Annotated in this window: 26 protein-coding genes and 1 riboswitch; of the genes, 9 read left to right on the top strand and 17 right to left on the bottom strand. The window is 74.0% G+C overall.

Annotated features, from left to right (window positions below; all coding sequences use genetic code 11):
* Nucleotides 1-3,411 (bottom strand): pyruvate carboxylase, encoded by a 3,411-nt coding sequence (locus ACIQUC_RS00580; protein WP_402262050.1) that lies wholly within the window; start codon nt 3,409-3,411, stop codon nt 1-3.
* A gap of 60 nt (nt 3,412-3,471) precedes the next feature.
* Between ACIQUC_RS00580 and ACIQUC_RS00575 the strand changes: the two genes are divergently transcribed.
* Complete coding sequence (locus tag ACIQUC_RS00575; protein ID WP_031262009.1) at nt 3,472-4,284, top strand: ParA family protein; 813 nt, start codon at nt 3,472-3,474, stop codon at nt 4,282-4,284.
* A gap of 652 nt (nt 4,285-4,936) precedes the next feature.
* Here the strand turns inward: ACIQUC_RS00575 and ACIQUC_RS00570 are convergent.
* From ACIQUC_RS00570 to ACIQUC_RS00550, 5 genes are all read right to left on the bottom strand, one after another.
* Nucleotides 4,937-5,497, bottom strand: coding sequence for a MerR family transcriptional regulator (locus tag ACIQUC_RS00570; RefSeq protein WP_070418635.1), 561 nt, complete (start codon nt 5,495-5,497; stop codon nt 4,937-4,939).
* 193 nt (nt 5,498-5,690) lie between these two features.
* The gene (locus ACIQUC_RS00565; RefSeq protein WP_022905968.1) at nt 5,691-6,395 is read right to left on the bottom strand and encodes a MerR family transcriptional regulator; all 705 of its coding nucleotides are present in this window, start codon (nt 6,393-6,395) and stop codon (nt 5,691-5,693) included.
* On the bottom strand, nt 6,395-6,874 hold the full coding sequence (locus ACIQUC_RS00560; protein WP_042723592.1) for an FHA domain-containing protein: 480 nt from the start codon (nt 6,872-6,874) through the stop codon (nt 6,395-6,397). The genes ACIQUC_RS00565 and ACIQUC_RS00560 overlap by 1 nt, the downstream gene beginning before the upstream one ends.
* A gap of 123 nt (nt 6,875-6,997) precedes the next feature.
* Nucleotides 6,998-7,993, bottom strand: a complete 996-nt coding sequence (locus tag ACIQUC_RS00555) for a FecCD family ABC transporter permease (RefSeq protein ID WP_402262044.1) — start codon at nt 7,991-7,993, stop codon at nt 6,998-7,000.
* Nucleotides 7,990-8,985, bottom strand: coding sequence for a FecCD family ABC transporter permease (locus ACIQUC_RS00550; protein WP_402262041.1), 996 nt, complete (start codon nt 8,983-8,985; stop codon nt 7,990-7,992). Before ACIQUC_RS00550 ends, ACIQUC_RS00555 begins: the two co-directional genes overlap by 4 nt.
* A gap of 220 nt (nt 8,986-9,205) precedes the next feature.
* Here ACIQUC_RS00550 and ACIQUC_RS00545 point away from each other — a divergent pair, with 220 nt between their 5' ends.
* Nucleotides 9,206-10,711 (top strand): S1C family serine protease, encoded by a 1,506-nt coding sequence (locus tag ACIQUC_RS00545; protein WP_022905200.1) that lies wholly within the window; start codon nt 9,206-9,208, stop codon nt 10,709-10,711.
* A 16-nt stretch (nt 10,712-10,727) separates the two neighbouring features.
* Here the strand turns inward: ACIQUC_RS00545 and ACIQUC_RS00540 are convergent, their stop codons facing one another.
* Together ACIQUC_RS00540 and ACIQUC_RS00535 are read right to left on the bottom strand one after the other, a co-directional pair.
* A complete protein-coding gene (locus ACIQUC_RS00540) occupies nt 10,728-11,885 on the bottom strand; it encodes a hypothetical protein (RefSeq protein ID WP_402262038.1) in 1,158 nt (385 codons plus the stop codon).
* Nucleotides 11,886-12,686: 801 nt separating this feature from the next.
* Nucleotides 12,687-12,947: a hypothetical protein gene (locus ACIQUC_RS00535; protein ID WP_402262035.1), complete on the bottom strand. Its 261-nt coding sequence runs from the start codon at nt 12,945-12,947 to the stop codon at nt 12,687-12,689.
* Nucleotides 12,948-12,985: 38 nt separating this feature from the next.
* Here ACIQUC_RS00535 and ACIQUC_RS00530 point away from each other — a divergent pair, with 38 nt between their 5' ends.
* Nucleotides 12,986-13,348, top strand: coding sequence for an RNA-binding S4 domain-containing protein (locus ACIQUC_RS00530; RefSeq protein WP_022905197.1), 363 nt, complete (start codon nt 12,986-12,988; stop codon nt 13,346-13,348).
* Here the strand turns inward: ACIQUC_RS00530 and ACIQUC_RS00525 are convergent.
* From ACIQUC_RS00525 to ACIQUC_RS00510, 4 genes are all read right to left on the bottom strand, one after another.
* A complete protein-coding gene (locus ACIQUC_RS00525; protein WP_022905196.1) occupies nt 13,342-13,713 on the bottom strand; it encodes a DUF6578 domain-containing protein in 372 nt (123 codons plus the stop codon). The two genes, ACIQUC_RS00530 and ACIQUC_RS00525, sit on opposite strands and share 7 nt — an antisense overlap.
* Nucleotides 13,713-14,660, bottom strand: a complete 948-nt coding sequence (locus tag ACIQUC_RS00520; protein WP_402262032.1) for a J domain-containing protein — start codon at nt 14,658-14,660, stop codon at nt 13,713-13,715. The genes ACIQUC_RS00525 and ACIQUC_RS00520 overlap by 1 nt, the downstream gene beginning before the upstream one ends.
* Nucleotides 14,661-14,811: 151 nt before the next feature.
* On the bottom strand, nt 14,812-15,897 hold the full coding sequence (locus ACIQUC_RS00515; protein WP_402262029.1) for a winged helix DNA-binding domain-containing protein: 1,086 nt from the start codon (nt 15,895-15,897) through the stop codon (nt 14,812-14,814).
* Between the two features lie 25 nt (nt 15,898-15,922).
* Complete coding sequence (locus ACIQUC_RS00510) at nt 15,923-16,669, bottom strand: phosphotransferase enzyme family protein (protein ID WP_402262026.1); 747 nt, start codon at nt 16,667-16,669, stop codon at nt 15,923-15,925.
* A 139-nt stretch (nt 16,670-16,808) separates the two neighbouring features.
* On the opposite strand from ACIQUC_RS00510, the gene ACIQUC_RS00505 reads away from it, so the two are divergent.
* Both ACIQUC_RS00505 and ACIQUC_RS00500 read left to right on the top strand, forming a co-directional pair.
* Nucleotides 16,809-17,459: a GntR family transcriptional regulator gene (locus ACIQUC_RS00505; protein WP_402262023.1), complete on the top strand. Its 651-nt coding sequence runs from the start codon at nt 16,809-16,811 to the stop codon at nt 17,457-17,459.
* Nucleotides 17,456-18,700 (top strand): MFS transporter, encoded by a 1,245-nt coding sequence (locus tag ACIQUC_RS00500; protein WP_402262020.1) that lies wholly within the window; start codon nt 17,456-17,458, stop codon nt 18,698-18,700. Before ACIQUC_RS00505 ends, ACIQUC_RS00500 begins: the two co-directional genes overlap by 4 nt.
* Before the next feature lie 612 nt (nt 18,701-19,312).
* Here ACIQUC_RS00500 and ACIQUC_RS00495 read toward each other — a convergent pair.
* A complete protein-coding gene (locus ACIQUC_RS00495) occupies nt 19,313-20,266 on the bottom strand; it encodes an NUDIX domain-containing protein (protein ID WP_402262017.1) in 954 nt (317 codons plus the stop codon).
* A 67-nt stretch (nt 20,267-20,333) separates the two neighbouring features.
* Nucleotides 20,334-20,429, top strand: a riboswitch (TPP riboswitch).
* On the opposite strand from ACIQUC_RS00495, the gene thiM reads away from it, so the two are divergent.
* The 3 genes from thiM to thiD all read left to right on the top strand — a co-directional run bounded on the left by thiM (nt 20,418) and on the right by thiD (nt 23,580).
* The gene (gene thiM / locus ACIQUC_RS00490; protein ID WP_402262014.1) at nt 20,418-21,308 is read left to right on the top strand and encodes a hydroxyethylthiazole kinase; all 891 of its coding nucleotides are present in this window, start codon (nt 20,418-20,420) and stop codon (nt 21,306-21,308) included. It overlaps the preceding riboswitch by 12 nt.
* Nucleotides 21,305-22,027 carry a thiamine phosphate synthase gene (gene thiE / locus ACIQUC_RS00485; RefSeq protein ID WP_402262012.1) on the top strand — a complete coding sequence of 241 codons (723 nt, stop codon included), beginning with the start codon at nt 21,305-21,307 and terminating at the stop codon, nt 22,025-22,027. The genes thiM and thiE overlap by 4 nt, the downstream gene beginning before the upstream one ends.
* On the top strand, nt 22,024-23,580 hold the full coding sequence (gene thiD / locus ACIQUC_RS00480) for a bifunctional hydroxymethylpyrimidine kinase/phosphomethylpyrimidine kinase (protein ID WP_402262010.1): 1,557 nt from the start codon (nt 22,024-22,026) through the stop codon (nt 23,578-23,580). The genes thiE and thiD overlap by 4 nt, the downstream gene beginning before the upstream one ends.
* A 140-nt stretch (nt 23,581-23,720) precedes the next feature.
* Here thiD and ACIQUC_RS00475 read toward each other — a convergent pair whose 3' ends face one another.
* The 4 genes from ACIQUC_RS00475 to ACIQUC_RS00460 form a co-directional block, all read right to left on the bottom strand.
* Nucleotides 23,721-24,230 (bottom strand): metallophosphoesterase family protein, encoded by a 510-nt coding sequence (locus tag ACIQUC_RS00475; protein WP_402262007.1) that lies wholly within the window; start codon nt 24,228-24,230, stop codon nt 23,721-23,723.
* On the bottom strand, nt 24,227-24,700 hold the full coding sequence (locus tag ACIQUC_RS00470; protein ID WP_187290518.1) for a MarR family winged helix-turn-helix transcriptional regulator: 474 nt from the start codon (nt 24,698-24,700) through the stop codon (nt 24,227-24,229). Before ACIQUC_RS00470 ends, ACIQUC_RS00475 begins: the two co-directional genes overlap by 4 nt.
* An 85-nt stretch (nt 24,701-24,785) precedes the next feature.
* The gene (locus ACIQUC_RS00465) at nt 24,786-25,247 is read right to left on the bottom strand and encodes a VOC family protein (protein ID WP_402262004.1); all 462 of its coding nucleotides are present in this window, start codon (nt 25,245-25,247) and stop codon (nt 24,786-24,788) included.
* A gap of 22 nt (nt 25,248-25,269) precedes the next feature.
* On the bottom strand, nt 25,270-25,566 hold the full coding sequence (locus ACIQUC_RS00460) for a GNAT family N-acetyltransferase (RefSeq protein ID WP_402262002.1): 297 nt from the start codon (nt 25,564-25,566) through the stop codon (nt 25,270-25,272).
* 79 nt (nt 25,567-25,645) lie between these two features.
* On the opposite strand from ACIQUC_RS00460, the gene ACIQUC_RS00455 reads away from it, so the two are divergent.
* Nucleotides 25,646-26,293: an NADPH-dependent F420 reductase gene (locus ACIQUC_RS00455; RefSeq protein WP_402261999.1), complete on the top strand. Its 648-nt coding sequence runs from the start codon at nt 25,646-25,648 to the stop codon at nt 26,291-26,293.
* Nucleotides 26,294-26,387 lie beyond the last annotated feature (94 nt).

Here is a 26,387-nt window from a genome sequence, read left to right as displayed (position 1 = left end):
TTACTGCAGCACCACCAGGAGGTCGCCGGCGTCCACCTGCTGGGTCGCCGGGATCGCGAGACGGCCGACGGTCCCCGCGACGGGTGCCGTGATGGCCGCTTCCATCTTCATCGCCTCGATGCTCGCCACGGCCTGACCGGCCTCGACGACGTCACCGACGGCGACCTTGAGCGTCACGACGCCGGAGAACGGCGCCGCGACGTGCTTCGGGTCGGTCTTGTCCGCCTGCTCGGCGGCCTTCGTCTCGACCTCGATCGACCGGTCACGGACGTACACCGGGCGGAGCTGCCCGTTCATCGTCGCCATGACCGTGCGGACACCGCGGGCGTCCGCCTCGCCGATCGCCTCGAGGCCGACGAACAGGTCCACGCCCTTGCCGAGCGGCACGACGTGCTCCTGCCCGGGACGCAGGCCGTACAGGTAGTCGACGGTCGGGACGACGGAGAGGTCGCCGTACTGCTCGCGGACGCGCGCGAACTGCTGCGTCGGCTGCGGGAAGAGCAGGCGGTTGAGGGCCTGACGCCGTTCGGGACCGGGGGTGTCCAGGTGCGCCCGCTCGGCGTCCGGCACCGGCGTGACCTCGAGCCGCACCTCGCGCCCCGCGAGCACCTTCGAGCGGAACGGCTCGGGCCAGCCGCCCGGCAGGTCGCCGAGCTCGCCGGCCATGAAGCCGACGACGGAGTCCGGGATGTCGTACTTCTCGGGGTGCTGCTCGAAGTCGACCGGGTCGGCGTCCACCGCGGCGAGCTGCAGTGCGAGGTCGCCGACGACCTTCGACGACGGCGTCACCTTCGTCGGGCGACCGAGGATCCGGTTCGCCTCGGCGTACCAGTCCTCGACCTGCTCGAACCGGTCGCCGAGGCCGAGGGCGATGGCCTGCTGGCGGAGGTTCGACAACTGGCCGCCCGGGATCTCGTGCTTGTACACGCGGCCGGTCGGCCCGGGCAGCCCGGACTCGAACGGGGCGTACGCGCGCCGCACGGCCTCCCAGTAGGGCTCGAGGTCGCCGACGGCGTCGAGCGACAGACCCGTGTCGCGCTCGGTGTGCGCCAGGGCGGCGACGAGCGCGGACATGCTCGGCTGGCTCGTCGTACCGGCCATCGGCGCGGCCGCGACGTCGACGGCGTCCGCACCGGCACGGGCCGCGGCGAGGAGCGTGGCGAGCTGCCCGCCCGCCGTGTCGTGCGTGTGCACGTGCACCGGCTGGTCGAAGCGCTCCCGGAGGGCGGTGACGAGCTGCTCGGCCGCGCCGGCGCGGAGCAGGCCGGCCATGTCCTTGATGCCGATGACGTGCGCACCGGCCTCGACCATCTGCTCCGCGAGGCGGAGGTAGTAGTCGAGCGTGTAGAGGTCCTCGGACGGGTCGAGGAGGTCGGCGGTGTAGCAGAGGGCCGTTTCGGCGACGGCCGTGTCGGTCGCGAGCACGGCCTCGAGCGCCGGACGCAGCTGGCTGACGTCGTTCAGCGCGTCGAACACGCGGAACACGTCGACGCCCGACGCGGCGGCCTCGGCCACGAAGGCGTCCGTCACCTCGGTCGGGTACGGGGTGTAGCCGACCGTGTTCCGGCCGCGCAGCAGCATCTGGATCGGGATGTTCGGCATCGCCTCGCGGAGCGACGCGAGCCGCTCCCACGGGTCCTCGCCGAGGAACCGGAGCGCGACGTCGTAGGTGGCACCGCCCCAGGCCTCGACGCTGAGCAGCTGCGGCGTGAGCCGGGCCACGTACGGCGCGACCGCCACGAGGTCCTTCGTGCGGACGCGGGTGGCCAGGAGCGACTGGTGAGCGTCGCGCATCGTCGTCTCGGTGACGGCGAGCTCGGTCTGGCCACGGAGGGCCTTCGCCCACTCCGCCGGGCCGAGCAGCCGGAGCCGGTCGCGCTGCCCCTCGGGCACAGGGGCACCGAGGTCGATCGTCGGGAGCTTCTCGCTCGGTTCGACGGTCTGCGGGCGTCGCTCGCCGTTCGGCTTGTTGACGGTGACGTCGGCGAGCCAGTTCAGCACCTTCGTGCCGCGGTCCTTCGAGACGTGGCCGCCGAACAGCTGCGGGCGCTCCTCGATGAACTTCGTCGAGATGTCACCGCGGTCGAAGTCGGGGTCCTCGAGCACGGCCTGGAGGAACGGGATGTTCGTCGAGACGCCGCGGATCCGGAACTCCGCGAGGGCACGCTTCGCCCGGGCGACCGCCGCCGGGAAGTCCCGTCCGCGGCAGGTCATCTTCGCGAGCATCGAGTCGAAGTGCGGGCTGATCTGCGCGCCCGTCGCCACCGTTCCGCCGTCGAGACGGACACCCGCGCCACCGGGGCTCCGGTAGGTCGTGATCCGGCCGGTGTCCGGTCGGAAGCCCTGGGTCGGGTCCTCGGTCGTGATGCGCGTCTGGAGCGCCGCACCGTGGACGCGGACGCGGTCCTGCGACAGGCCGAGGTCGGCGAGGGTCTGCCCGGCGGCGATGCGCATCTGCGACTGCACGAGGTCGACGTCCGTGACCTCTTCGGTGACCGTGTGCTCGACCTGGATACGCGGGTTCATCTCGATGAAGACGTGCTGGCCGGCCCGCTCCCCCTCGGTGTCGAGCAGGAACTCCACCGTGCCGGCGTTCACGTAGCCGATCGACCGGGCGAAGGCGACGGCGTCGCGGTGCAGTGCTGCGGCGATCGACGGGTCGAGGTTCGGCGCCGGGGCGATCTCGACGACCTTCTGGTTCCGGCGCTGCACCGAGCAGTCCCGCTCGAACAGGTGGATCGTGCCGGCGTCGGTGCCGGTCGCGTCGGCGAGGATCTGCACCTCGATGTGGCGCGGGCGGATGACTGCCTGCTCGAGGAACATCGTCGGGTCGCCGAACGCGCTGTCGGCCTCGCGCATCGCCTCCTCGAGCGCCGCGCGGAGCTCGGGCTTCGTCTCGACCCGGCGCATCCCACGCCCGCCGCCACCGGCGACGGCCTTGGCGAACACCGGGAAGCCGATCGCGTCGGCACCGGCGAGGAGCTCCTCGATGTCGCGGCTCGCCGGGGTGCTCGCGAGCACGGGCACGCCGGCCGCGACCGCGTGCTCCTTCGCGGTGACCTTGTTGCCCGCCATCTCGAGCACGTGCTCGCCCGGGCCGATGAACGTGATGCCGGCAGCGGCCGCGGCGGCGGCGAGCTCCGGGTTCTCGGACAGGAAGCCGTACCCGGGGTAGATCGCGTCGGCTCCGGACTCGCGCGCGACACGCACGATCTCGGAGACGTCCAGGTAGGCGCGGACCGGGTGCCCGCGCTCCCCGATCAGGTACGCCTCGTCCGCCTTCAACCGGTGCAGGGAGTTGCGGTCCTCGTACGGGTAGACGGCGACGGTGCGCGCACCGAGTTCGTACGCCGCGCGGAACGCACGGATGGCGATCTCGCCACGGTTCGCGACCAGGATCTTGTCGAACACGAGGTCCCTTTCAGCCCGGGTTGAGGTGAGACAACCCTACTGGCGGTAACGTTGCTGACCGTGCATGTACTCAGCGTGAGCTCCCTCAAGGGTGGTGTCGGCAAGACGACGGTGACGCTCGGCCTGACTTCGGCCGCGTTCGCCAAGGGACTGCGCACGCTGGTGGTGGATCTCGACCCGCAGTCGGACGTCTCGACCGGCCTCGACATCAACATCTCCGGGCACCTCAACGTGGCCGACGTCCTCGAGAACCCGAAGGAGAAGATCGTCCGCCAGGCGATCGCCCCTTCGGGCTGGACGAAGGGCTCCCAGGGCAAGATCGACGTCATGGTCGGGTCGCCCTCCGCGATCAACTTCGACGGGCCGCACCCGTCCATCCGCGACATCTGGAAGCTCGAAGAGGCCCTCGCGAACGTCGAGCAGGACTACGAGCTCGTCCTCATCGACTGCGCGCCGTCGCTGAACGCCCTGACCCGCACCGCGTGGGCCGCGTCCGACCGTGTGACCGTCGTCACCGAGCCCGGCCTGTTCTCCGTCGCCGCCGCCGACCGTGCACTCCGCGCGATCGAGGAGATCCGTCGCGGCCTCTCCCCCCGCCTGCAGCCCCTCGGCATCATCGTGAACCGTGCCCGCGTGCAGTCGCTCGAGCACCAGTTCCGCATCAAGGAGCTCCGGGACATGTTCGGCCCGCTCGTGCTCTCGCCGCAGCTGCCCGAGCGGACCTCGCTGCAGCAGGCGCAGGGTGCGGCGAAGCCCCTGCACGTGTGGCCGGGTGAGTCGGCGCAGGAGATGGCGCGGAACTTCGACCAGCTGCTCGAGCGCATCATGCGCACGGGCAAGATCGGCCCGTACGCCGAGGGCGGCGCAGCCTAGGGCGCTCCGCCTGCGCGCGCGGGGGCCGTGCGGTGGCCGTGCGGTGCGTTCCGCGCGGCGCGCGCGGCTTCGCCGAGCGGGCCTTCTTCGTCACGCTCGGGCGGACGGAGCGGCCGATCCTGCCCGCTCGACGTCCGACACGCGGCGTGTCCCGACCGTTCGGCGTGCCTGGCCGGCTCGGCACGACTCGCCCGTTGTGCCCCCACCGAGCGGGCCTTCTCCGTCACGCTCGGGACGCCGGAGCGGTCGATCCTGCCCGCTCGACGTCCGACACGCGGCGTGTCCCGACCGCTCGACGCGGAGTCCGCGACACAGGACGCGCGCGGCCCGTCCGGCCAGCGCCTGCGTCGGCTGCCAGGAGGCGCGGCTCACCTCCGCCTCGACGGACACGCAGCTCCGGTGGCCCAGCGCCTGCGTCGACGGCCAGGAGGCGCGGCTCACCTCCGCCCCGACGCGCAGCTCCGCTAGGCCCTGCGCGGACGGCCACGGGCCGCTCGTCCGTCGAACGGGCGCGACACGCCGCTGGCGGTTCGCCGCCCGGGTACGAACTGCCGTTGCGCGTCGCCGAGTGTGACGTATTTCGCCCGCTCGGCGTCGCCGCGGTCGGCTGCGCGGGTCCCGCCGGCCCGGACCCGGCGCCCCGGGCGCGGGACTAGGAAGCGCGCGAAGCCCGGCGGGCGGCGAGCTCGTCGTCGGGGTCGGCCGCCGGCGTGGCGTCGAGTTCGACCAGGGACGACTCGACCTCGCGCAGGACCTTGCCCACCGCGATGCCGAACACGCCCTGGCCGCGCGAGACCAGGTCGATGACCTCGTCGTCGGAGGTGCAGAGGTACACCGACGCCCCGTCCGACATGAGCGTCGTCTGGGCGAGGTCCGAGACGCCGGACTCGCGGAGCTGGTTCACGGCGGTGCGGATCTGCTGGAGCGAGATGCCCGTGTCGAGCAGTCGCTTCACGAGCTTGAGCACGAGGATGTCGCGGAAGCCGTACAGCCGCTGCGACCCGGAGCCGGCGGCCCCGCGGATCGTGGGCTCGACGAGCTCGGTGCGCGCCCAGTAGTCGAGCTGGCGGTAGGAGATGCCGGCGGCGCGGGCTGCGACCGTGCCGCGGTAGCCGTTCTGCTCGTCGTGCTCGGGCAGGCCGTCGGTGAAGAGCAGCCCGAGGTCGTACCGGGTCATCTCCGACTCGGTCCCGGGGGTGTCGTTCCCACTCATCAGGCTGCCTTCCACGACGATCGAGCTCCCAACTGAACGTTCAATGACGGGTTGAGAGTTGTTCCGAGGTCCACGGTAGCGACTCGAACCGCTCCGGCGCGGGACATCCGACTCGGCGCGTCCGGCGTGTCGAGGATACGCCCCACCCACCGACGCGCACCAGCGGTCGAGGACGGACGAGCCACGACGCGCGTCATGCGTCGAGACGCCCGATCGCCGTGCGGATCAGGTTCGACCGGATCACCTCGAGGTGGCCGGCGATCTCCCGCGCGAGCTCGGTCGCCTTCGCCCGCGAGGTCGCGTCGCCGCGCCGCGAGACGGGCATGAGCGCGGACTCGATGAGCCCGACCTCGCGCTCGGCGACGCTGCGCATCGTGCGCAGGTGTCGTGGTTCGATCCCGGTGCGCTGCAGCTCGACGAGCGCCTTGAGCACCGAGACCGCGTCGTCGCCGTACGTGTCGGCAGCGGGCAGCAGCGAGGCGGACACGGCGTCGGCGAGGAGCATCGGCGACGCCCCGGCGGCCCGGACCGTCTCGTCACGGGTGTACCGCCGTTCGCGGCCGAGGATCGACGGTTTCGGGGCGTCCCCGCCGCCGGGCAGGACCGGTTCGCGCCCGGCGTCGAGGTCGGCCAGGTAGTCCTTGATGACCTTGAGCGGGAGGTAGTGGTCGCGCTGGAGGCCGAGGATGACCCGGAGGCGTTCGACGTCGGCCGCCGAGAACTTCCGGTACCCGCTCGCCGTCCGGATCGGCGTGACCAGCTCGCGCTCTTCGAGGAACCGGAGCTTCGAGCTGGACAGGTCCGGGAACTCCGGTTTGAGGCGAGCGAGGACCTGCCCGATCGTGAGCAGGTCCGGGACCGCGGACCCCGCCCGGGCCGCGGCGGACCGTGCGGCCACTACGCGTTCGCCAGGCGCGCCAGGTCGACCCGGGAGGCGTAGAAGGTCAGGCGGAACTTGCCGACCTGCACTTCGGACCCGTCGGTGAGCAGTGCTTCGTCGATGCGGACGCCGTCGAAGTAGGTGCCGTTGAGGGACCCGTTGTCCTTGACGCTGAAGCTCGTGCCGTGACGGAGGAACTGGGCGTGCTTGCGCGACACCGTCACGTCGTCGAGGAAGATGTCGGCGTCGGGGTGTCGCCCCGCCGTCGTGACGTCCGAGTCGAGGAGGAACCGCGCACCGACGTTCGGCCCGCGACGGACCACGAGCAGCGCCGACCCGGAGGGCAGCGCGTTGATCGCGTCACGTTCTTCGGCGGACACACCGGACTCGGCAGTGAGCGCCGCCCCCATGTCCATGCTGAAGGTCAGTGTGGTGTCGACCAGCCGCTGCTCAGGGGTCTTCTGACCGTCCGGCTGCGGGACCACTGGATCTGGCATCGTGGACCTCCTCCTCTTGGCGCACAAGCGTATCGGAAACGACCCACCGAACCCCAGCCCCGAACGGGGCTGGGGACAACTCGGGGGAACGCGTACAGCGAACGTACCGGGAACACCCACCGCTCAGCGACCGCGCGCGAGCAACCAGAGCAGGTACGGCGCCCCGATCACCCCGGTCACGACCCCGACGGGCAGGGCGTTCCCGGGGATGGCGAACTGGGCGACGAGGTCGCTCGCCAGGGTGACCACGGCACCGACGGCCGCGGTCGCGCCGAGCGCCACGCGCCCACCACCCACGAGCCGTCGGGCGATCGGGGCGGCCATGAGCGCGACGAACGACACCGGTCCCGCGGTCGCCACGGCGGCGGCGGTCAGGCACACGGCGGTCAGCAGCAGGAGCACCTTCGCGCGGTTCGGTCGGAGCCCGAGCGAGGACGCCACCTCGTCGCCGAGGGTCAGCACGGTGAGTCGCGAGGACTGCAGCAGCGCGAGCACCATGAGCACGACGAACGCGACGGCGAGCACGACGACGAGGTTCCGGTCGACGGCGTTCAGGCTGCCGGAGAGCCAGAGGAGCGCGGTGCCGGCCTGCGTGACCGTGCCGCTCGTGAGCATCCACCCGGTGATGCTCAGGCAGATCGCCGCGACGCCGATCCCGACGAGGACCACCCGGTTGCCGGTGATCCCCCGCCGCCAGGAGAGTCCGGCGATCACGAGCGACACCACGACTGCGCCGACGAGCACCACCGAGAAGAGGGTCCCGCCGCTCGCGCCGAACAGCACGATGGCCGTCAGACCCGAGGCGCTCGCCCCCGAGGTGATGCCGATCACGTCGGGGCTCGCGATCGGGTTGCGGACGACGCTCTGCACGATGCCACCGGCCACGCCGAGCGACGCCCCCACGAGCATCGCGCCGGCGACCCGGGGGCCGCGGAGCTGTCCGATCACGAAGTCCGAGATCGTGTCGCCGTGCCCGACGAGCGCGCTCGCGACCTGCACGGGCGACAGCGGGATCTCGCCGACGCCGAGCCCGACGAGCACGAGGACGAGGAGCAGGACGAGCACGGCCACGAGCACGAGGGCCTCGCGGCGACGAGCGGTCGGGCGCACCGCGGTCACAGCCCCTTCACCGCCCGCGACCGGACGAGCCAGATGAACACCGGTGCACCGATGAGTGCGGTCACGATGCCGACCTGCAGCTCCCCCGGGTAGGCGACGACGCGCCCGATGACGTCGGCGACCAGCAGAAGGGCCGGCGCGACGACGGCGGACAGGAGGATCGTCCAGCGGTGGTCGGGCCCGCTCAGCCGACGCACCGCGTGCGGGACGGCGAGCCCGATGAAGGCGATCGGTCCGGCCGCGGCGACCGCCGACCCGGCGAGCAGCACGGTGACGACGCCCCCGACGGCACGGACGAGCACGACCCGCTGCCCGAGCGAGGCGGCCAGTTCGTCGCCGAGCGCCAGCGTGTTGAGCGACCGGCCGAGACCGAACGCGATGACGAGCCCGACGAGGACCGGCACCGTGATGACGCCGGCGGTGCCGAGGTCCTTGCCGGCGAGGGCACCGACCTGCCAGAAGCGGAGCTGGTCGAGCAGGCTCTGGCTCGTCACGAGCACCGCGGTGGTGATCGACGACAGCGCGGCGGCGACGACGGCCCCCGCGAGCGCGAGCCCGACCGGCGACAGGCCGCGGCGCGCGACGGCGGCGATGCCGTAGACGAGGAGCGCGGCGAGGGCGGCGCCGCCGAACGCGAACGGCAGGTAGGCAGCGGTGCCGCTGATCCCGAACAGCGCGATCCCGGCGACCACCGCGAGGGCGGCCCCCGAGTTGATCCCGAGGACGCTGGGGTCGGCGAGCGGGTTCCGCGTCACGCCCTGCATGACCGCGCCGGCGACCCCGAGCGCGGATCCGGCGAGGAGCCCGACGACCGTGCGGGGCACCCGGTTGCCGAGGACGATCAGGCCGATCTCGTCGTTCCGCCCCGGGTGCAGCACGGTGTCGAGCACCGTGCCGAGCGGGATCGGACGCGACCCGAAGGCCACCGAGAGCGCCACCGCCACGACGAGGACGACCACGGCCAGCACGGTGGCACCGACGAGGCGGGGCACGGAGCTGGGCGCGGGAGGAGTGGGCGACGGCGAACGCATGGGAAGTAAGGCAACCCTAACGGACGATCCCGCACGTCGACCCCGATCAGCCCGTACGGCGACCCCCGAGCAAGCCGTGAGCAGCCGCAGGGTCCGTTCATAGGTTCGTCATGGGAACCGGGCCTGTACTCGTACCCATCGACGCCCGACCGGGCCGTCGAGGGACGACCGGAGAGCACCGATGAACGAGACCCCGAACCCCGCCGCCGACGAGAACGGCACCGCCCGCACCGACGCTGCGCAGCCGCAGGCCGGGGCGACGTGGGAGGCACCGCACGCCGACCCGTCGACCCTCCGCTCGGCGTACGCGTTCGACGGCAGCGGCCCGTACCTCTACGGCCCCGACGGCTCCGGCCCCTACGGGTACACCCCCGACGGCCGCGGTCCGTTCCGCATCGGCAGCCCGGCACTCCCCGGCTTCCAGCACGGCTGGGTGCACGGCGCCGCGACCGCCGACCACGGTGTGGCGTCGGCGAACCACGGGTTCGCCCCCACGAACCACGGTACGAAGCGCCCCCGTCGCCTCGGACTGATGATCGGGTCCGGGATCGCCGCGCTCGCGATCGTCGGTGCCGCCGGCGGGACCGCGCTCGGGCTGTCCTCGCAGCACACGACGACCACCTCGAGCCAGTCGCAGGGCACCACGACGCTGCCGGGCACCGGGTCCGGCACGGGCTCCGGGACCGACGGCAGCGGCACCAACGGCTTCACGGTGCCCGGAGACGGCACCGGTTCGAGCGACGGCAGCAGCGGCACGAGCACGCAGTCCGCCGCGACCGCGGCGACGAGCGCCCAGAAGAAGGGCGTCGTGACCATCAACACCGTCCTCAACTACGACGAGTCGTCGCAGGCGGCCGGCACGGGCATGATCCTCACGTCGAACGGGACGATCCTCACGAACAACCACGTGATCCAGGGTGCGACGAGCATCACGGTCACCGACGAGACGACCGGCAAGGAGTACAAGGCGGACGTCGTCGGCACCGACGCGACGCACGACGTCGCGGTCCTCAAGCTCGAGGGCGCGTCGGGGCTGTCCACCGTGACGCTCGACGACGACGGCGAGCCGAGCACCGGCGACACCGTGACCGACGTCGGCAACGCCGAGGGCACGGGCAACCTCGTCGCCGCCGAGGGCACCGTGACCGCGACCGACCAGGACATCCAGGTGCAGAGCGAGTCGGGCACCGGCACGGAGTCGCTGCAGGGCCTCATCGAGGTCGCCGCGGACATCGTCTCGGGCGACTCCGGCGGTCCGGTCCTCGACAGCGAGGGCGAGGTCGTCGGCATGGCGACCGCGGCCTCGTCGGGCACCGCGGACGTCACCGGGTACGCGATCCCGATCACCACGGCGAAGTCGATCGCGGACAAGATCCTCGCGGGCGAGTCCTCGTCGACCATCACCATCGGGCTGCCGGCGTTCCTCGGGGTCGAGGTCAGCGGGACCGCCTCGACCGGCGGCGTCGCCGTCGCGGGCACGGTCGAGGGCTCGGGTGCCGCGTCGGCCGGTCTCGCCGCCGGCGACACCATCACGAGCATCGACGGCACGGCCGTGGCGAGCTCGGACGCCCTGACCTCGGCGATCCAGTCGCACTCGGTCGGCGACAAGGTGACGGTCGGCTACACCGACAGCACCGGCGCCGCGAAGACCGTGACGGTCACCCTGACCGCCGGCCCCGCCGCGTAGCGGGAGCGGGAGCGGCTCAGCCGAGCAGCGCCCGCACCACCGACCGGTAGACGTTCGCCGGGGAGTCCGTCGTGAAGACGGTCTCCCCGGCTTCCGTGCGTCCGACCCGTGCGAAGCCCTGCCCCGCGGCGCGCACGACCACGATCGGGTTCGGCTTGCCCGGTCGACGCAGCGACGACACCGTCCACGAAGCCGCCCAGAAGCGCGCCAGCCGAGGGTCCGCCTCGGCGGTCGCCGTCGGCAGGTCGGCTGCTGCCTCCGACCCGGAGGTCCGGCGCGCGAGCAGGTCCGCCGGGAGCGACCCCGTGCGGAACGGGAAGGTCCATGCCGGACCGATGCCGAGCCTCCCGGCCACGATCGCGACCACGCGCTCGACCGGCAGCTGCGCGATCACCGCGCCCGTCTCGTCCGTCCCGTCCACGACGGTCTCCGACCAGGCCTGGAGGCGCGTGGTGCGCCCGTCGGGCAGCCGCTGTTCCAGCGTGACCGGCTGGGCGTCGCCCTCCCACGGCGCGAGGAGCGCCTGCGTCGGTTCGGGGAGGGTGCCGAGCCGGCCGACCAGGCCGGACTCGATGAGCTCGCGGCCGGCCGGCGTGCGGAGGAGTGTGGGGTTCCACCGACGGCCCGCGAGGGAGCGCAGGGTGGCGAGTGCCTCGGTGCCGAGGTGGGTGCCCTCGAGGTCGGCCGCGGGCGCGGCGTCCGGCAGCGGCTCGAGGTCGCGCTGCACCCGCGACGGCGCCGGCTCGGTGGCGCGGACGCTGTCGAGCACGGCGAACACGAGGTCGTCGGTGGCGAGCATGCGGGCGAGGGGCCGCTCGATCGTGAGGTCCACGCGGTGCCGCCCGGTGACGAAGAGCAGGTGCGCTCCCGCGACGTCGCCGTCCTCGTCGGGTCGGACGTACTCGACGAGCCGTGCCGGTGCGCCCGTGGTCGTCCACGGGTCCGAGCCGATGAGCCGGAGTCCGTCGACCGAGCCCGGGAGGCGTTCCAGCAGGCTGGTGTGCTCCTCCGCGACGGTGCGGTCGCTCGGACGGGAGCGGACGGTGAGCACGACGTCGTCGCCGGTGACGCGCAGGTCCGCCTGGGCCGAGTCCTCGCGGCGCCACGCGTCGGGGCGGCGGAGGGTCAGGCGGGCGGTGCGGTCCTCGGTGCCGAGCGGGACGGGGACGGCCATGGCTCGAGGCTACGTCGGGGCCGGCGCGGGGGCGGCGGCGGCTCGCCGGGGTCGCCCGGTTCCGGGGGGGGGCGGGGCGGGGTGGGGTGCGGGGTGGGGTGCAGGCGGGTGGGCGTGCGCGGGCGGGGGTGCGCGCGGCCCGTCGCACGGTGCGCGCTCCGTCGGCCCGTGCGAGGTTGACCGCTCGGTGCCCCGCTACAAGCCCGCACCCAGCGGTCGACGCCGCACCGGCCGGCCGAGGCCGCACCGTGCGGATCGTGCGGTCGCCCCCGCGCGGGCCCCCGCGCGGCCTGCCGCACGGTGCGCGCTCCGTCAGCCGGTGCGAGGTTGACCGCCCGGTGCCGCGCTACAAGCCCGCACCCAGCGATCGACGCCGCACCGGCCGGCCAAGGCCGCACCGTGCGGATCGTGCCGTCGCCCTCGCGTAGGCGCCCGCCCGGCCCCTCGCACGGTGCGCGCTCCGTCAGCCCGTGCGAGGTTGACCGCCCGGTGCCGCGCTACAAGCCCGCACCCAGCGATCGACGCCGCACCGGCCGGCCAAGACCGCACCGTGCGAAACGAGCGGTCGCCCCCGCGCGGGCCCCCGCGCGGCCTGCCGCACGGTGCGCGCTCCGTCAGCCCGTGCGAGGTTGACCGCCCGGTGCCGCGCTACAAGCCCGCACCGAGCGGTCGGCGCCGCGCCGGCTGGCCGAGGCCGCACCGTGCGGGGCTGCCGCCGACGCCGCACCGGCCGGCCGAGGCCGCACCGTGCGGGGCTGCCGCCGACGCCGCAGCGGCCGGCCGAGGCGGCACGGTGCGAGGTCAGCGGCGCTGGTGCCGCGGTGCGGGCGGCGGCGGGACCGGCTTCGCGGCGACGACGTCGGCGAGTGCGACGTCGACGAGGCCTCGGCGGGTGTCGACCCGCACGGACGAGTCGGTACGGCCGACGAGCGTCCCGAGCGCGTCCCGCGCCCCCGCGCCGTCGAGCGCCCGGACGACCAGCCGGTCGCCGATCGCCGCGTCCCGGAGCACCGCGAGCGCCAGCGCCCGGGCGATCGCGTCCTGCCCGGCACCGTCTCCCACACCGCCAGCGTACGGCCGGTCCGCCCTAGAGTGTGGGGATGGCCAAGGCTCGCGTGGACAGCTGGATCTGGGCGGTGCGGATCACGAAGACCCGCTCCGCCGCGACCGCCGCGTGCAAGGCCGGGCACGTCCGGGTGAACGGGGAGCGCGCGAAGCCCGCGCAACCGATCGGCCCCGGAGACGAGGTGCGGGTGCGCCAGAACGGGTTCGACCGGATCGTCGTCGTCACCGGCATCATCCTCAAGCGGACGAGTGCTCCCGAGGCGGCGAAGCACTTCGAGGACAGGACCCCGCCGAGACTCCCCAAGGAGGAGGCCGGCTTCGTCCCGATGCGCGACCGCGGCGCCGGGCGTCCGAGCAAGCGGGAGCGCCGCGACCTCGAGAAGCTCCGCGGCTACTGACGCTTCCGCTTGCCGTCGGGATCGACGACGACCTCGAACTCCGGGTCCCCATCCCACTCGACCGTGACGGGCTGTCCGGTCCACCGGGCCTCGAGGTGTCCGTCGTCGTCATCGTCGAAGCCACGGAGTGCTCGACCACTCGGCACGCGGTCGATCGCGACGCGGCCGTCCCGTCCGACGGCGAACAGCTCGGTGACACGCCCTCGGATCCGCTGGTTCGGCACGGTGTCGTGCCGGATCTCCGCGAAGCGCCGCGCGCCGTCGGCCGACACCACGCCGTACTCGACGACGTCACCGATCTCGACGGGGAGCCCGCAGCACTGGTGCTCCCAGCCACCGACGAGGACCACCACCGGCTCGGGCATCACACGAACCGGACGGTCTGCTGCAGTCGGTCGCGGACCTCGAACACGTCGACGTGCCCCTCCGGCGACCACACGCCTTTCAGCACCTGGCCGAGCGCACTGCGGCGGACCACCAGCGCGGTGGGCTTGCGGGGCGAGCCGACGAGCTGGACGTCCTCGTCGACGGCGGAGTCCGGCACGACGAGCAGGCGCCCGGTGAAGCGCACCCGGGTCTGCTTCTGCACGGCGCGGGCGGCCCGGACGAGCTCCTTCACGGGACGCTCGCCGTCCGCGAGGGTCTCCCCCGCGATCTCGCCGTGCTCGATGCGCACCGGAGCGCCCCAGTCGATCGACTCGACGGCCCACAGGCCGCTCGGGGTGAGGACGGCGTGGTCGAGCTTGCCCTCGGCACCGGCGTCGAGGTCGTGCCACACCGTCACGCCGATGCCCATCTCGGAGACGATCGACGCCGTGGCCTCCTCGGCGAGCGCCTCGGCGAGGAGCCGCCGGATGTGCCGCGGGGCGGAGCGGATGAGCGTGGGGTCGTAGGGGTCCTCGATGGGGTCCCCGAGGCCGACCCACTCGCGTTCGGCCTGCAGGAAGACCTCGCGCGACCGCCCGCCGGGGTGTCCGTGGGACCGGGCCCGCGGGCGTGTGTCGCGACGCGCCGCCGGGGGTGCGTAGGCGTCGCGACCGGTGTCCTTCCTCCAGGCCGACGAACCGGACGGGCCGGACGCGCCCTGCTGGCCACCACGCTGCGATCCGGCATCGTAGGCGCGCCGTGCGGCGGGGGTGCCGATCCGCTCCCAGGCGATCTGCACCTGGCGGAAGCGGCGCGCGTCGCCGCCGAGGTCGGGATGGGACTCGCGCGCTGCGCGACGGTAGGCGCGGCGGAGCTCGTCGTCGTCGGCGGACGCGGGGACGCCGAGGACTTCGTACGGGGTGGCGTCGGCCGGGCTGTCGGTCATGGCCCTGCGACATTACCCGAGGGAGCGTCGGAGTCCGCCGCGTGGCGGCTGGGTGCTGCCTGGAGGCGCGGCGCGCGCCCGGCAGGCGGCATCGGTCCGCGACCCGGCACCGGTCGATCGACGGGTGGGGTGTCGTCGACCGCGTGCGGGATCAGGACGGTCCGGCGACGGCGAAGGAGACGGGGGTCGCGAGGAACGCGCCGTAGCGGCCGGCGGCCGCCTCGAGTGCGCGGAGGGCCGCCGCGTCGAGCGGTTCGAACGGCGTGACGGTGACGCGGACGTCCCGGGTGCGCTCGGATCGGCTCCAGGTCCCCACGACCCGGCCGCGGACGACGGCCATCGGCAGGAAGATGCCGTTGCCGCCGGGGACGACGCGGTCGGCGTGCACGGGATCGAGCTGGACGGTGCGGTCGGCGTAGCCGAGGAGGTACTCGTCGAACCCCGGGAGGAGGTGCGCCGTCGGCACGCCACCCGGGTCGGGCCGGTCGGCGAGAGCGAGGAGGCCGTCGCCGAGGTCCTCGACGGCGTCACCGGCGACGGCACGGGCACGCCGGACGTCGCCGAGCGGCAGCTTGGTCCACGCAGCGGTGTCGGCCTCGGTCGCGGGGCCCCGGCCGCGCAGGTGCCCGACCAGCACGCGGCGGAGCGCCTCGTCGCGGTCGGGCAGGTCGGTGGCGGCGGGTGCCCAGTCGTCGAGGAGCACGAGCCCCTGGGCGACCCGGGCGGTCGGACCCCACGCGACGATCCCCTCGAGCGACAGGCGGAGCAGCACGTGGTAGCCGCGGCCGCCGGCCGGGTCGAGGCCGGCGGCGCGGTAGGCGTCGAACAGGTCGTCGCGCACGAGCGACCGGCCGCCCGAGAGCACGTCGGCCGTGGTGTCCCGTGCGGTGCGGAGGACCGCATCGTCGATGCCGAGTTCGGCCGCTCGCCGGGCGATGGACCGGATGGTCCGCTCGGCGGTGAGCGAGAGGAGCAGTCGCAGGTCGTCGGGCCGCATCGCGTGCAGGGTGCCGCGCATCGGCCACGAGCGGACGATCTCGGCACGGTCGAACGCTGCACGGACGTCGTCGCGGGTCGACCCGGGAGCCCGGACCCCGACGGCCCAGGTCACCTGCGCGAGGTCCTGGCCCTGCACGGCGAGCATGCGTTCCACCACCGCGGTCGTACCGTGTCCGGGCGCGGCGATCCCCTGCGCCGCGAGTCGCATCGCGCGCAGTCGGGCCGGGGTCGTCGTCACGGCACCAGCATGCCCAGCACCACCGTCAGGCGACGGCGGCGCTGATGTCGGCCGCGTGCCGCTCGATGTACGCGACGTCGGCCCGGTACAGGTCGGCGTGGCCGTGGTGCAGGTCGCTGACGAACTTCGGGTTGCCCGCGGCCGCCTCGGTCTCCATCGTCGTGACGAGGGCGACGAGCGAGGCGATGATCGTCTCGGCGAGGACCTGGCGCGACCGGGCGTCGAGGTCGTAGGCGCGGCAGAACTCGGCGGCACGGTCGAGTCGTTCGTCGAGCGACGGCGCGGTGGACCCCTCGACCTCGCCGGTGGTGAACGGGGCGAACCGGTAGACGGCGCTCGCGACGTCCCACACCCGCGGCCCGGGGTGCGCCGTGTCGAAGTCGATGAGCCCGACCGCGGCGATGCCGTCGTAGACGCAGTTGTACGGGGCGAAGTCGCCGTGCACGATCGTCTCGGCCGGGTACCGCTCCGCCTGGGACCACAGGTCGCGGTCGTCGTCGCGCGGGAACGTCGCCGCGGCGTCGTGGTAGTGCCGCAGCAGCCGGGCGGTCGTGACGAGGGCTGCCTCGCTCGCGACGTCGGCCGTCCACGGGTACTCCCCCGCCTCGCCGGGGACGAACGAAACGGTCTCGAGCGTGTGCCCGAGCTCGATCGGTTCCGGTGCCGCGACGAACCCCTGTTCGTGCAGGTGGGCGAGCAGCCGGTGCACGGTCGGCGTCCACGGCCCTGCCGGGCGGTGCACGCGATCGTCGGCCCTGGTGATCCGCTCCATCGGAACCTCCTGTTGTACGTCTCCGTTGACGTGGTGGCCCAGCGTATCCGGCTCCGGGCGCCGATGTACCGGTCCACGCGTGAACAGCGTGTGACAGCAGTGCATGCACCGTTGCATGCAAGGCGTAGGATCGTCCTCCGTGAGCACTCCGAGCACGACCATCACCGGCCCGGCGGCGTCCGAGCGGGCGTACGACCACGTGAAGCGCGCGATCATCCGCGGGGACCTCCCGGGCGGGACGGCGATCAGCGAGAACGCACTCTGCCTGGAGATCGGCGTGTCGAGGACCCCCGTGCACGAGGCGTTCCTGCGGCTCGCCGCCGAGGACCTGCTCACCCTCGAGTCCCGGAAGGGTGCCGTCGTCCGCCCGATGTCCCCGAGCGAGGCGGCCGACGTGCTCGAGATGCGGGAGGCGATCGAGTCGACCGCGGCGACCCGCGTCGTCACCGACGGCCGCGTGTCGGACGTCGCCCCGCGCCTCCAGGCCATGCTCGCGGAGCAGGAGCAGGCGGTCACGACCGCCGACGTCGACCGGTTCATCGAGGTCGACGCGGAGTTCCACGGTGCCGTCATCGAGGCGTCGCGGAACGCGATCGCCGTCATGTTCGCCCGGACCCTGCGCGACCGGCAACAGCGGCTGCGGCACCACCTCATGCGGCTCCAGCCGTCCCAGCTGCAGGCGTCCCTCGACGACCACCGTGCCCTCGCCGCCGCGCTCGACGCGGGGGACGCCGCGCGGTACGCCGAGGTCCTCGGCGCCCACGTCGCATCGCACCGGGGCGCGCTGTGAGCGCCACCACCGGCAGCGTCCCGACCACCGGCTCGCTCGCGGTCCCGAACGCCCGCGTCCTGCCGTGGGTCGCCGTCTGGGGCGCGGTGTTCGTGTGCTCGTGGGGCGGGAACCAGTTCTCGCCGCTGCTCCTCATGTACGAGGAGCGCGCGCACTACTCGTCGCTGCTCGTGAACGTCTTCCTGGGCGTGTACGTGCTCGGACTCGCGCCGGCACTCCTCGTCGCCGGGTCCCTGTCCGACCGGCACGGCCGCCGCCCGCTCATGCTCGTCGGGATCGTCTCGGCCGTCGTCGGCAGCGGGCTGCTGGCGTTCGGGCCGCTCGGCGCGGGGTTCCTGATGGCCGGACGCCTGTTCTCCGGGGTCACCGTCGGGATCGCGATGGCGGTCGGCAACAGCTGGGTGAAGGAGCTCTCGCAACGCCGCTTCGACCCGTCCGCCGACGCCGGGTCCGGTGCCCGCCGCGCGTCGCTGGCGTTCACCCTCGGGTCGGCGTCCGGTGCCCTCGTCGCCGGCCTCATCGCGCAGTGGGGCCCGATCCCCGAGGTGCTGCCGTTCCTCGTGCACATCTGCGTCGCGGTCCCGTTCGCGGTCATCGTGTGGCGGACGCCCGAGACCAGCCGCACCGGAGGCCTGCCGGGTCCGTGGTGGAGGCAGCTCGCCGTGCCGAGCGCCGGACACCGCCGGTTCACCCGGGTCGTGCTCGTCGCCGCGCCGTGGATCTTCGGCTCCGCCGCGATCGGCTACGGGTACCTGCCGACGAAGCTCGCCGGTGCGACCGGGCAGTGGGGGCTCGTGTTCGCGACCGCCGCCACGGTCGTCGCGCTCGGGGTGTCGAGCGCGGTGCAGCCCCTCGCCGGCCGGCTCACCTCGCTCCTGTCCGCCCGCGGGCTGCTCGTCGCGGTGGCGCTCATGACCGGAGGCATCGCGGTCGTCGTCGTGGCGATCCAGCTGCAGTCCGTGGTGATCGGGCTCGCGGCGAACGTGGTGATCGGCCTGGGCATCGGGATCGGGCTCGTGTCGAGCCTGCTCGAGGTGCAGCGGATCGCGGGACCGCGCGACCTGGCCGGGCTGACCGGGGTGTTCTACGCGGCGGCGTACGCCGGGTTCCTGGCGCCGGCGGTCATCGCGGCGGTGGCGAACGTCGTGGCGGTGCCGACGATCCTGTGGGTGGTCGTCGGGCTCGGGATGGTGTCGTGGGTGGCGATCCTGGTGTCGTCGCGGCGGGGCGTTCCGGCGTAGGGGGCGGGCGCGGGCAGGCGCGGCGGGGCGGTCGGTCGGGGCAGGCGCCGCGGGGCGGTCGGTCGGGGCCGGTGCGGCGGGTCGGGCGGGGCCGCGGGCGGCACCGTGCGGGGTCCGTCACTCGGTGCACGGTTGACCGCTCCGTGCGACGACACAGCCCGTCACCGGGCCGCCGACACCGCACGACACGAACAACACCGCACCGTGCGCAGGCGGGCCAGCGCGGACAGCACCGTGCGCAGGCGGGCCAGCGCGGACAGCACCGTGCGCGAGCGGAGCGGCGCGGGCAGCACCGTGCAGGTTCGGTCACCCGGTGCACGGTTGACCGCTCGGTGCGAAGACACAGGCCGTCACCGAGCTGCCGACACCGCACGGCACGAACAACACCGCACCGTGCGCGAGCGGGCCGGCGCGGGCAGCACCGTGCGGGCTCCGCCACCCGGTGCGCGGTTGACCGCTCGGTGCGACGACACAGGCCGTCACCGAGCCGCCGACACCGCACGGGACGAACGACACCGCACCGGGCCGCCGACACCGCACGGGACGAACGACACCGCACCGTGCGCAGGCGCCGGCGCGCACGGGGCGCGAGCGGGCGCCCGGCACCTCACGTCAGAACTGGTCGCGCAGCCAGGACGGCCCGTGCACGACGGCGCCGAGGTCCTCGACGCGGGCTCGGAGGCCTCGGTCGGCCGTCACCACGACGACCGGGGCGTCGGCCACGGCGACCGCCGCCCGTGCGGCCTCGACGATCGCGTCGTCACCCGACCCCGGCGCCCGCACGACGGACACCTGGTCGGCAGCGACGGCACGGCCAGCCGCCGCGTCGGCAACGCCAGCAGCACCGGGAACACCAGGCGCACCGGACGGGTCGGCGGCGCGCGCCTCGCCCTCGAGCACGACGGTCCACCGCGGCCACCACCGGTCGAACGGCAGGGCCAACCGGTCGGCGGGCACCCCCGCTGCGGCGAGCGCCTCGACCGACCCGAGCAGCCGCGACGCCGCCCCGGGTCGGTCCTTCCACCAGCCGTCGGGCACGCTGCCCACGACGTTCGCGGCGTCCACCACGACGTGCGGGGTGGTCTCGATCCGTGCCCGGAGCGCCGGCCAGGACGCGCCGAACCCGGGGTGCAGGGGCAGGTCCTCGACGTCGGCGACGGGCACCCAGGCGAGTTCGAGGCTCTCGCGGTCCGCGATCACCGGCTCGAAGGGACGGGAGGCGCGCCCCACCACCGTCGTGTAGGTCCAGAACCCGAGGTCCAGCACCGCGGTGTGCCGGAGGTCGACACCGTCGAAGGGGACGCCGGCCTCTTCAGCGGACTCGCGGAGCGCGCCGGTCACGGCGTCCTCGCCCTGGTGTCGGGCTCCGCCGGGGATCCCCCAGGTGCCGCCGTGGTGGCTCCACTCGACGCGGTGCTGCAGGAGCACCCGGCCGGAGCCGTCGTCGACGAGGAGTCCGGCCGCACCGAACCGTCCCCAGGCCTTGGTGCCGTCGGGTCCGACCGCCCAGGCGTCGCCGGGATCGCGGGGGCCGGGTGGGGGCCCGGGAGGCGTGGTGTCTGGCACCCGTCAACCCTGTCACACGGGACCCGTCATGTGACCGGGGACGACGGAGCAGTTCGTGTACGGTGTCGCTCGAGACACGGGGTGCCGCGACCGGCGGCTGAGATCACACCCGTCGAACCTGCTCGAGCTCGTACTCGCGAAGGGATCGTCCATGCACACTGCTGCGCCCGTACCCACCCCGCCCGCCGGGGGTCCCGACCCGGACTGGGCCGATCGGACCGCCACGCTCCTCGAGGCCGTCCGCGCCCGGAGTCCCCTGGTGCACTGCATCACGAACACGGTGGTGCAGAACGTCACCGCGAACGTGCTGCTCGCCCTCGGCGCCTCGGCCGCGATGGTCGACGTCGTGTCCGAGGCCGGGCCGTTCGCCCGGGTCGCCGACGCCCTGCTGGTGAACACCGGTACCCCGCACGCGGAGCCGAGGGCCGCATCGCTCGAGGCGGCCGCGGCGGCCGTCGACGCCGGGACGCCCTGGGTCCTCGACCCCGTCGCGGTCGGGTCGCTGCCGGTCCGGACGGCGCTCGCCCGCGACCTGCTGGCGCTCGGTCCGTCGGTGCTGCGGGGCAACGCTTCGGAGGTGCTCGCGGTGCTCGGTGCCTCGGCCGGTGGTCGCGGCGTCGACAGCACGGTCGGTCCCGACGACGCGCGAGCGGCTGCGGTCGACGCCGTGTCCGGCCCGAGCGGATCCAGGAGGCGCGTGGCCGCGGTGGCCGTGTCCGGTCCGGTCGACCTGCTGGTCGCGCCGGACACGGGCCTGGTGCGGGTGGCGAACGGCACGGAGCTGCTGACGCGGATCACCGGCGGCGGGTGCGCGCTCGGTGCCGTGGTCGCCGCGTTCACGGCCGTCTCGCCGGACGACCCGGGGGCTGCCGCCGTCGCCGCGACTGCGGTGCACACGATCGCGGCCGAGCTCGCCGCGCGGGAGGCCGGCGGGCCTGGCACGTTCCAGCCGCTGTTCCTCGACCGTCTGGCGTCGCTCTCGCCGGAGGACGTCGTGCGCACGGCACGGATCACGGTCGAGTCCCCGGCGGTGCCCGCGTGAGCGCCGGCGGGTTCGGGGTGTACCTCGTGACGGACCCCGTGCTGTCGGACCGGCACGGCATCGGCGTGCTCGGGGTCGTCCGGGCTGCGGTGCACGGCGGAGTGCGGATCGTGCAGGTGCGCGACAAGCACGCGTCGGCGCGGGACCTGCTGGCGCTGACCGCGGCGGTGGCGGACGCCGTGGGTGACCGGGCGACGGTGGTGGTCGACGACCGGTTGGACGTCGCCCTCGCGGCTCGGCACGCCGGGCACCGCGTCGCCGGGGTGCACCTCGGCCAGTCGGACGTCCCGGTGACGGCGGCCCGTGCCCTGCTCGGTCCCGGCGCGCACGTCGGGTTGACCGCGAACAGCCCGGAGCACCTCGCGGCCGTGGCCGCACTCCCCCGCGGCACCGTCGACCTGCTCGGGGTCGGGGTCGTGCACCCGACGGCGACGAAGGCCGACCACCCGCCGGCCCTCGGGCACGCCGGGTTCGCCCGGCTCGCACGCGGCACGGACCTGCCGTGCGTGGCGATCGGCGGGGTGACGCTCGACGACGTCGGACCGTTGCGTGACGCGGGGGCCGCCGGCGTCGCGGTCGTGTCCGGCATCTGCGCGGCGGCCGACCCGGGCTCCGCCGCCGCCGCGCTCGTCGCGGCCTGGTCCGGTGCCGACGGCCGACGTGCCGGGGGCGACCCGCGCCTCCCGTCCGACCGGGCGCACCACGGGGCGGACGCGTGAACGGCGCAGACGCGCGCCCCCGGCACGCCCCGCACACCCCGCAACCGCCGCGCATCCCGCGTGTCCTGAGCATCGCCGGGACGGACCCGACGGGTGGGGCGGGGATGCAGGCGGACCTCAAGGCCGTCGCGGCGCACGACGGCTACGGCATGGGGGTCGTGACCGCGCTCGTCGCGCAGAACACGCACGGGGTGCGGTCGGTGCACGTGCCGGACGTCGGGTTCCTGCGGGAGCAGCTCGACGCGGTCTCGGACGACGTCACGATCGACGCGGTGAAGATCGGGATGCTCGGCACTGCCGAGGTCGTGCGGGTCGTGACCGAGTGGCTCCGCGAGCACCGCCCGCCGGTCGTGGTGGTCGACCCCGTGATGGTCGCGACGAGCGGGGACCGGTTGCTCGACGAGGACGCCTCGCAGGCGATGGTGGCTCTCATCGGTCTCGCCGACCTCGTGACGCCGAACCGGGCGGAACTCGCGGTGCTCGCCGAGCTGGCCACGCTGCACGGACCGGACGAGCGACGAGACCGGCCAGATCGGTCGCTCCGGCCGCATCAAACGGACACCCCCGAGGGCCAGGCCCTCGCCATCGCCCGCGCCTGGGACGTCCTCGTGCTCGCGAAGGGCGGCCACGACGCAGGCGACACCGCCGAGGACGTCCTCGTCGGTCCGGCCGGGGTCCTCCGGCGGTTCACCGCACCCCGGGTCCGGACCACGAACACGCACGGCACCGGGTGCTCGCTGTCGAGCGCGATCGCGACGCTGGCCGCCCGCGACGGCGACTGGGAGCTCGCGATCGGCACGGCGAAGCGCTGGCTCACCGCGGCCCTCCGCGGCGCGGACGCCCTCGACGTCGGGACCGGCAACGGACCGGTCGACCACGGTGCCCTCGTCCGTGCGGCACTGCCGGAGCCGCGGTGGACCGACCGCTGGTGGGACGACGTCGCCGGGGTGCTGCACGAGACGATCGCGTGCGACTTCCTCGTCGGCATGCGGGCGGGGACCCTCGACCCCGAGGTCTTCGCCGCGTACCTCGCGCAGGACGTCCACTACCTCCGCGCGTACGAGCGGCACCTGGCGCTGCTCGGCTCGTGGACGACCGGGGCCGAGGCCGCGTTCTGGCAGGCATCGGCCCAGGGCTGCGCTGACGAGGCGCGCGACCTCCACCACCGACGGCTCGCCGGGTCGCACGCCGAGGACCCCGTCCACCCGGTCTGCGCCGGCTACCTCGCGCACCTGCAGGCGGCTGCCGACTCCGGGTCCGCCGGGGTGCTCGCCGCGGCGGTGCTGCCGTGCTTCCGCGTCTACGCCTGGGTGGGCACGCAGATCGGCACGGTCGGGGCGGACCACCCGTTCGCGGACTGGATCGGCGCGTACGGCGCCCCCGCGTTCGCCGAGGCCTCGGCGGAGGCGACGGCGCGCGTCGAACGCCTCGCGGCCGTGGCGACGCCCGCCGAGCGCGGCGCCATGACGCGCGCGTTCCGCACGTCGACCGCGTGGGAGGCGGCGTTCTTCCGGATGCCGACGGCGATCGCCGACGCCGTGGTCACGGGCTGAGCGACACGTCACGCGCCCGACGGGCCGTGACGTGTCGCTGGGCGCGACGGCCCGCCGGTGGGGAGGGCCGCAGGCGGGTCCGGACGTGCGTGGGGGCGGACGGGAGGCGCGGGTCGGGGCCGACCCGCGCCTCCCGTCCGTCAGCGGGTCGCCGGGGGCAGCCGCACCAGCTCGACCGTCAGGTCGCGGCCGTCGACCGCGCCGCGCATCCACGTGTGGTCCGGCTGGCGGCGACGGTCCGTGGGCGATCCCGGGTTGAGCAGGCGGAGCCCCGACGGGGCGACGGTGTCCCACGGGATGTGCGAGTGGCCGAAGACGAGCACGTCGACGTCCGGGTACGCGGCCGTCATGCGACGCTCACGGCCCGTCGCGGCACCGGTCTCGTGCACCAGGGCGAAGCGGAGGTCCTCGACGGCGAAGTGCGCCTCGAGCGGCAGGCGATCGTCGAACTCGGGGCCGTCGTTGTTGCCGCGGACCCCCTCGAAGCGGACCGAGCGGGCCTGGACGGCGTCGAGCGTCGCGAGGTCGACCCAGTCGCCGGCGTGCACCACGAGGTCGGCGGCGTCGATGTCGGCCCAGAGCCCGGCGGGCAGGTCCTTCGCGCGCTTCGGCAGGTGCGTGTCCGAGAGCAGGACGAACGAGGTCGTCACGACGTGGCGGGGCGGCCGGGCATCGGCAGCCCGGCCTCGTCCGCGGCGCCGAGCCGTTCGAGGAGCCCGGCGAGCAGCGCGATGTCGTCGTCCGACCAGCTGGCGAGCCGTTCGTCGAGCGCGTCACGGTGCAGCTGCACGGACCGGTCGAGTGCGGCCCGCCCCGCGTCGGTTGCCACGAGGGGCTTCGCGTTGCCGGTGCCGCCGTCGACGGTCCGGATGAGCCCGGCCGCGAGCAGCCCGGACAGCTGCCGCGAGATCGTGGAGCGGTTCAGCCGCAGGTACCGGGCGATGTCGATCGCCATGCACCCCTCGTGCTGCACGACGAAGTCGACGAGGGACTGGTCGACGACGCTCAGGATCGACTCCGAGCCGCGTGCCCGGATGCTCGCGCGCCGGGTGATGCGGGCGAGTTCCGTGTAGGCCCGTCCGATGTCGCTGTTGCGGACATCCGGCCTCGGTTCGCTCATCGCCGTGACTCCAGCCTGTCAGTGCCGGTCGCTGCCGGCGGTGTTCGGTCCCGCCACCATACCGGCGGGTACGGATCGGGCCGGCTCAGCGACCCGCCGCCGCGGCCTGCAGGGCCGCGATGTCGAGCTTCTCCATCTGCAGCATGGTTTCGAAGACGCGGGCGTTCGCCGCGGGGTCGCCGGAGCCGGTCATCATGTCGCCCATCATCGACGGGGTCACCTGCCACGCCACGCCCCAGCGGTCGAAGAGCCACCCGCAGCGGCTCGGTCGGCCACCGTCGGCGAGCAGGCCGTCCCAGATCCGGTCGAGCTCCTGCTGGTCGTCGACGTCCACCTGGAACGAGACCGCGTCCGTGTGCTCGTGCCCGGGACCGCCGTTCATCGCACGGTAGGGCGAGCCGAGGAGCGTGAACTCGACCACGAGGGTCCGCCCGTCCGGGGTCCTGCTCACGCTGTCGATGCGGCTGTCGGGGAACAGCGCGACGTAGCGCTCCGCAGCCTGCTCGGCCTGGTCGTCGTACCAGAGGAACGGGGTGATCGTCGGCATGCGCGGCGCCCTTCGGTCCGGCTCAGTCCGCAGCGCCGCGGCTGAGCAGGTCTGCCTTCTCGGGGTGGTCGTCGAACCACTTGCCGACGAACCAGCACATCGGGACGATGCGCTTGGTGGAGTTCGCCTCGACGTCGGCGACCGCGAAGTCGACGAGCTCGGCGGCGTACCCGTGCCCGCGGTGCTTCGGCACCGTGTACGTGTGCGGGAACGCGATCGCGTCGCCGTTCTCGCGGTAGTCCAGGACGCTCACGAGTTCCCCGCCGACGTACATCGCGTAGCGGTCCTGGTCGGCTTCGTCGCGGAACTCGTGGTCCATGCGGCCATCATGCACCCTCGGCGGCGGCGGGGTCGGCGGTCGGGAATGTCCGGGACCGCTCCGGACGTTGCTCGGCACCATGACGACAATCGGCATCATCGGCGCAGGCAACATCGGATCCCAGCTCGCACGGCTGGCGGTGCGGACCGGACACGAGGTGGTGATCGCGAACTCCCGCGGCCCCGAGACCCTGGCGGACCTCGTCGCGGAGCTCGGCGACGGCGCCCGCGCGGCGACGCGCGACGAGGCGGCGGCCGCGGGCGAGGTCGTCGTGGTGACGGTCCCGCTCGGCGCGATCGAGAGCATCCCGGTCGAGCCCCTCATGGGCAAGGTCGTGATCGACACGAACAACTACTACCCCGGGCGTGACGGGCAGATCGCGGCGCTCGACGACGAGACGACCACGACGGCCGAGCTCCTGCAGGACCACCTGACCGGCGCCCGGGTCGTGAAGGCGTTCAACCACATCGGCGCCGCGGACCTCACCGGGCACGCCTCGCCCGCCGGCACGCCGGACCGCCGCGCACTCGTGGTGGCCGGGGACGACGCCGAGGCCAAGCGCGTCGTGACCGACCTCATCGACCAGTTCGGGTTCGACGTGGTCGACGCGGGGCCGCTCGCCGAGGGCTGGCGCATCCAGCGGGACACCCCCGGGTACGGACCGCGGCTGACCGCTGCCGAGCTGCGCGAGGCCCTCGCGTCCGCGAAGCGCTACCGCGACATGTAGGTCGCGACCGCCTGCTCGACGGGAGGCGCGGTGCCGCCCCGCACCGCGCCTCCTGTCCCGCACGACGACCGTCCTCACGGGCTGAGCGACGCCT

Origin of the sequence: Curtobacterium sp. NPDC098951, assembly GCF_044759965.1 — a bacterium.
Classification (GTDB): Bacteria; Actinomycetota; Actinomycetes; order Actinomycetales; family Microbacteriaceae; genus Curtobacterium.
The sequence above is the reverse complement of the archived record's forward strand: the minus strand, read 5'-3'. Positions and strand labels throughout refer to the sequence as shown.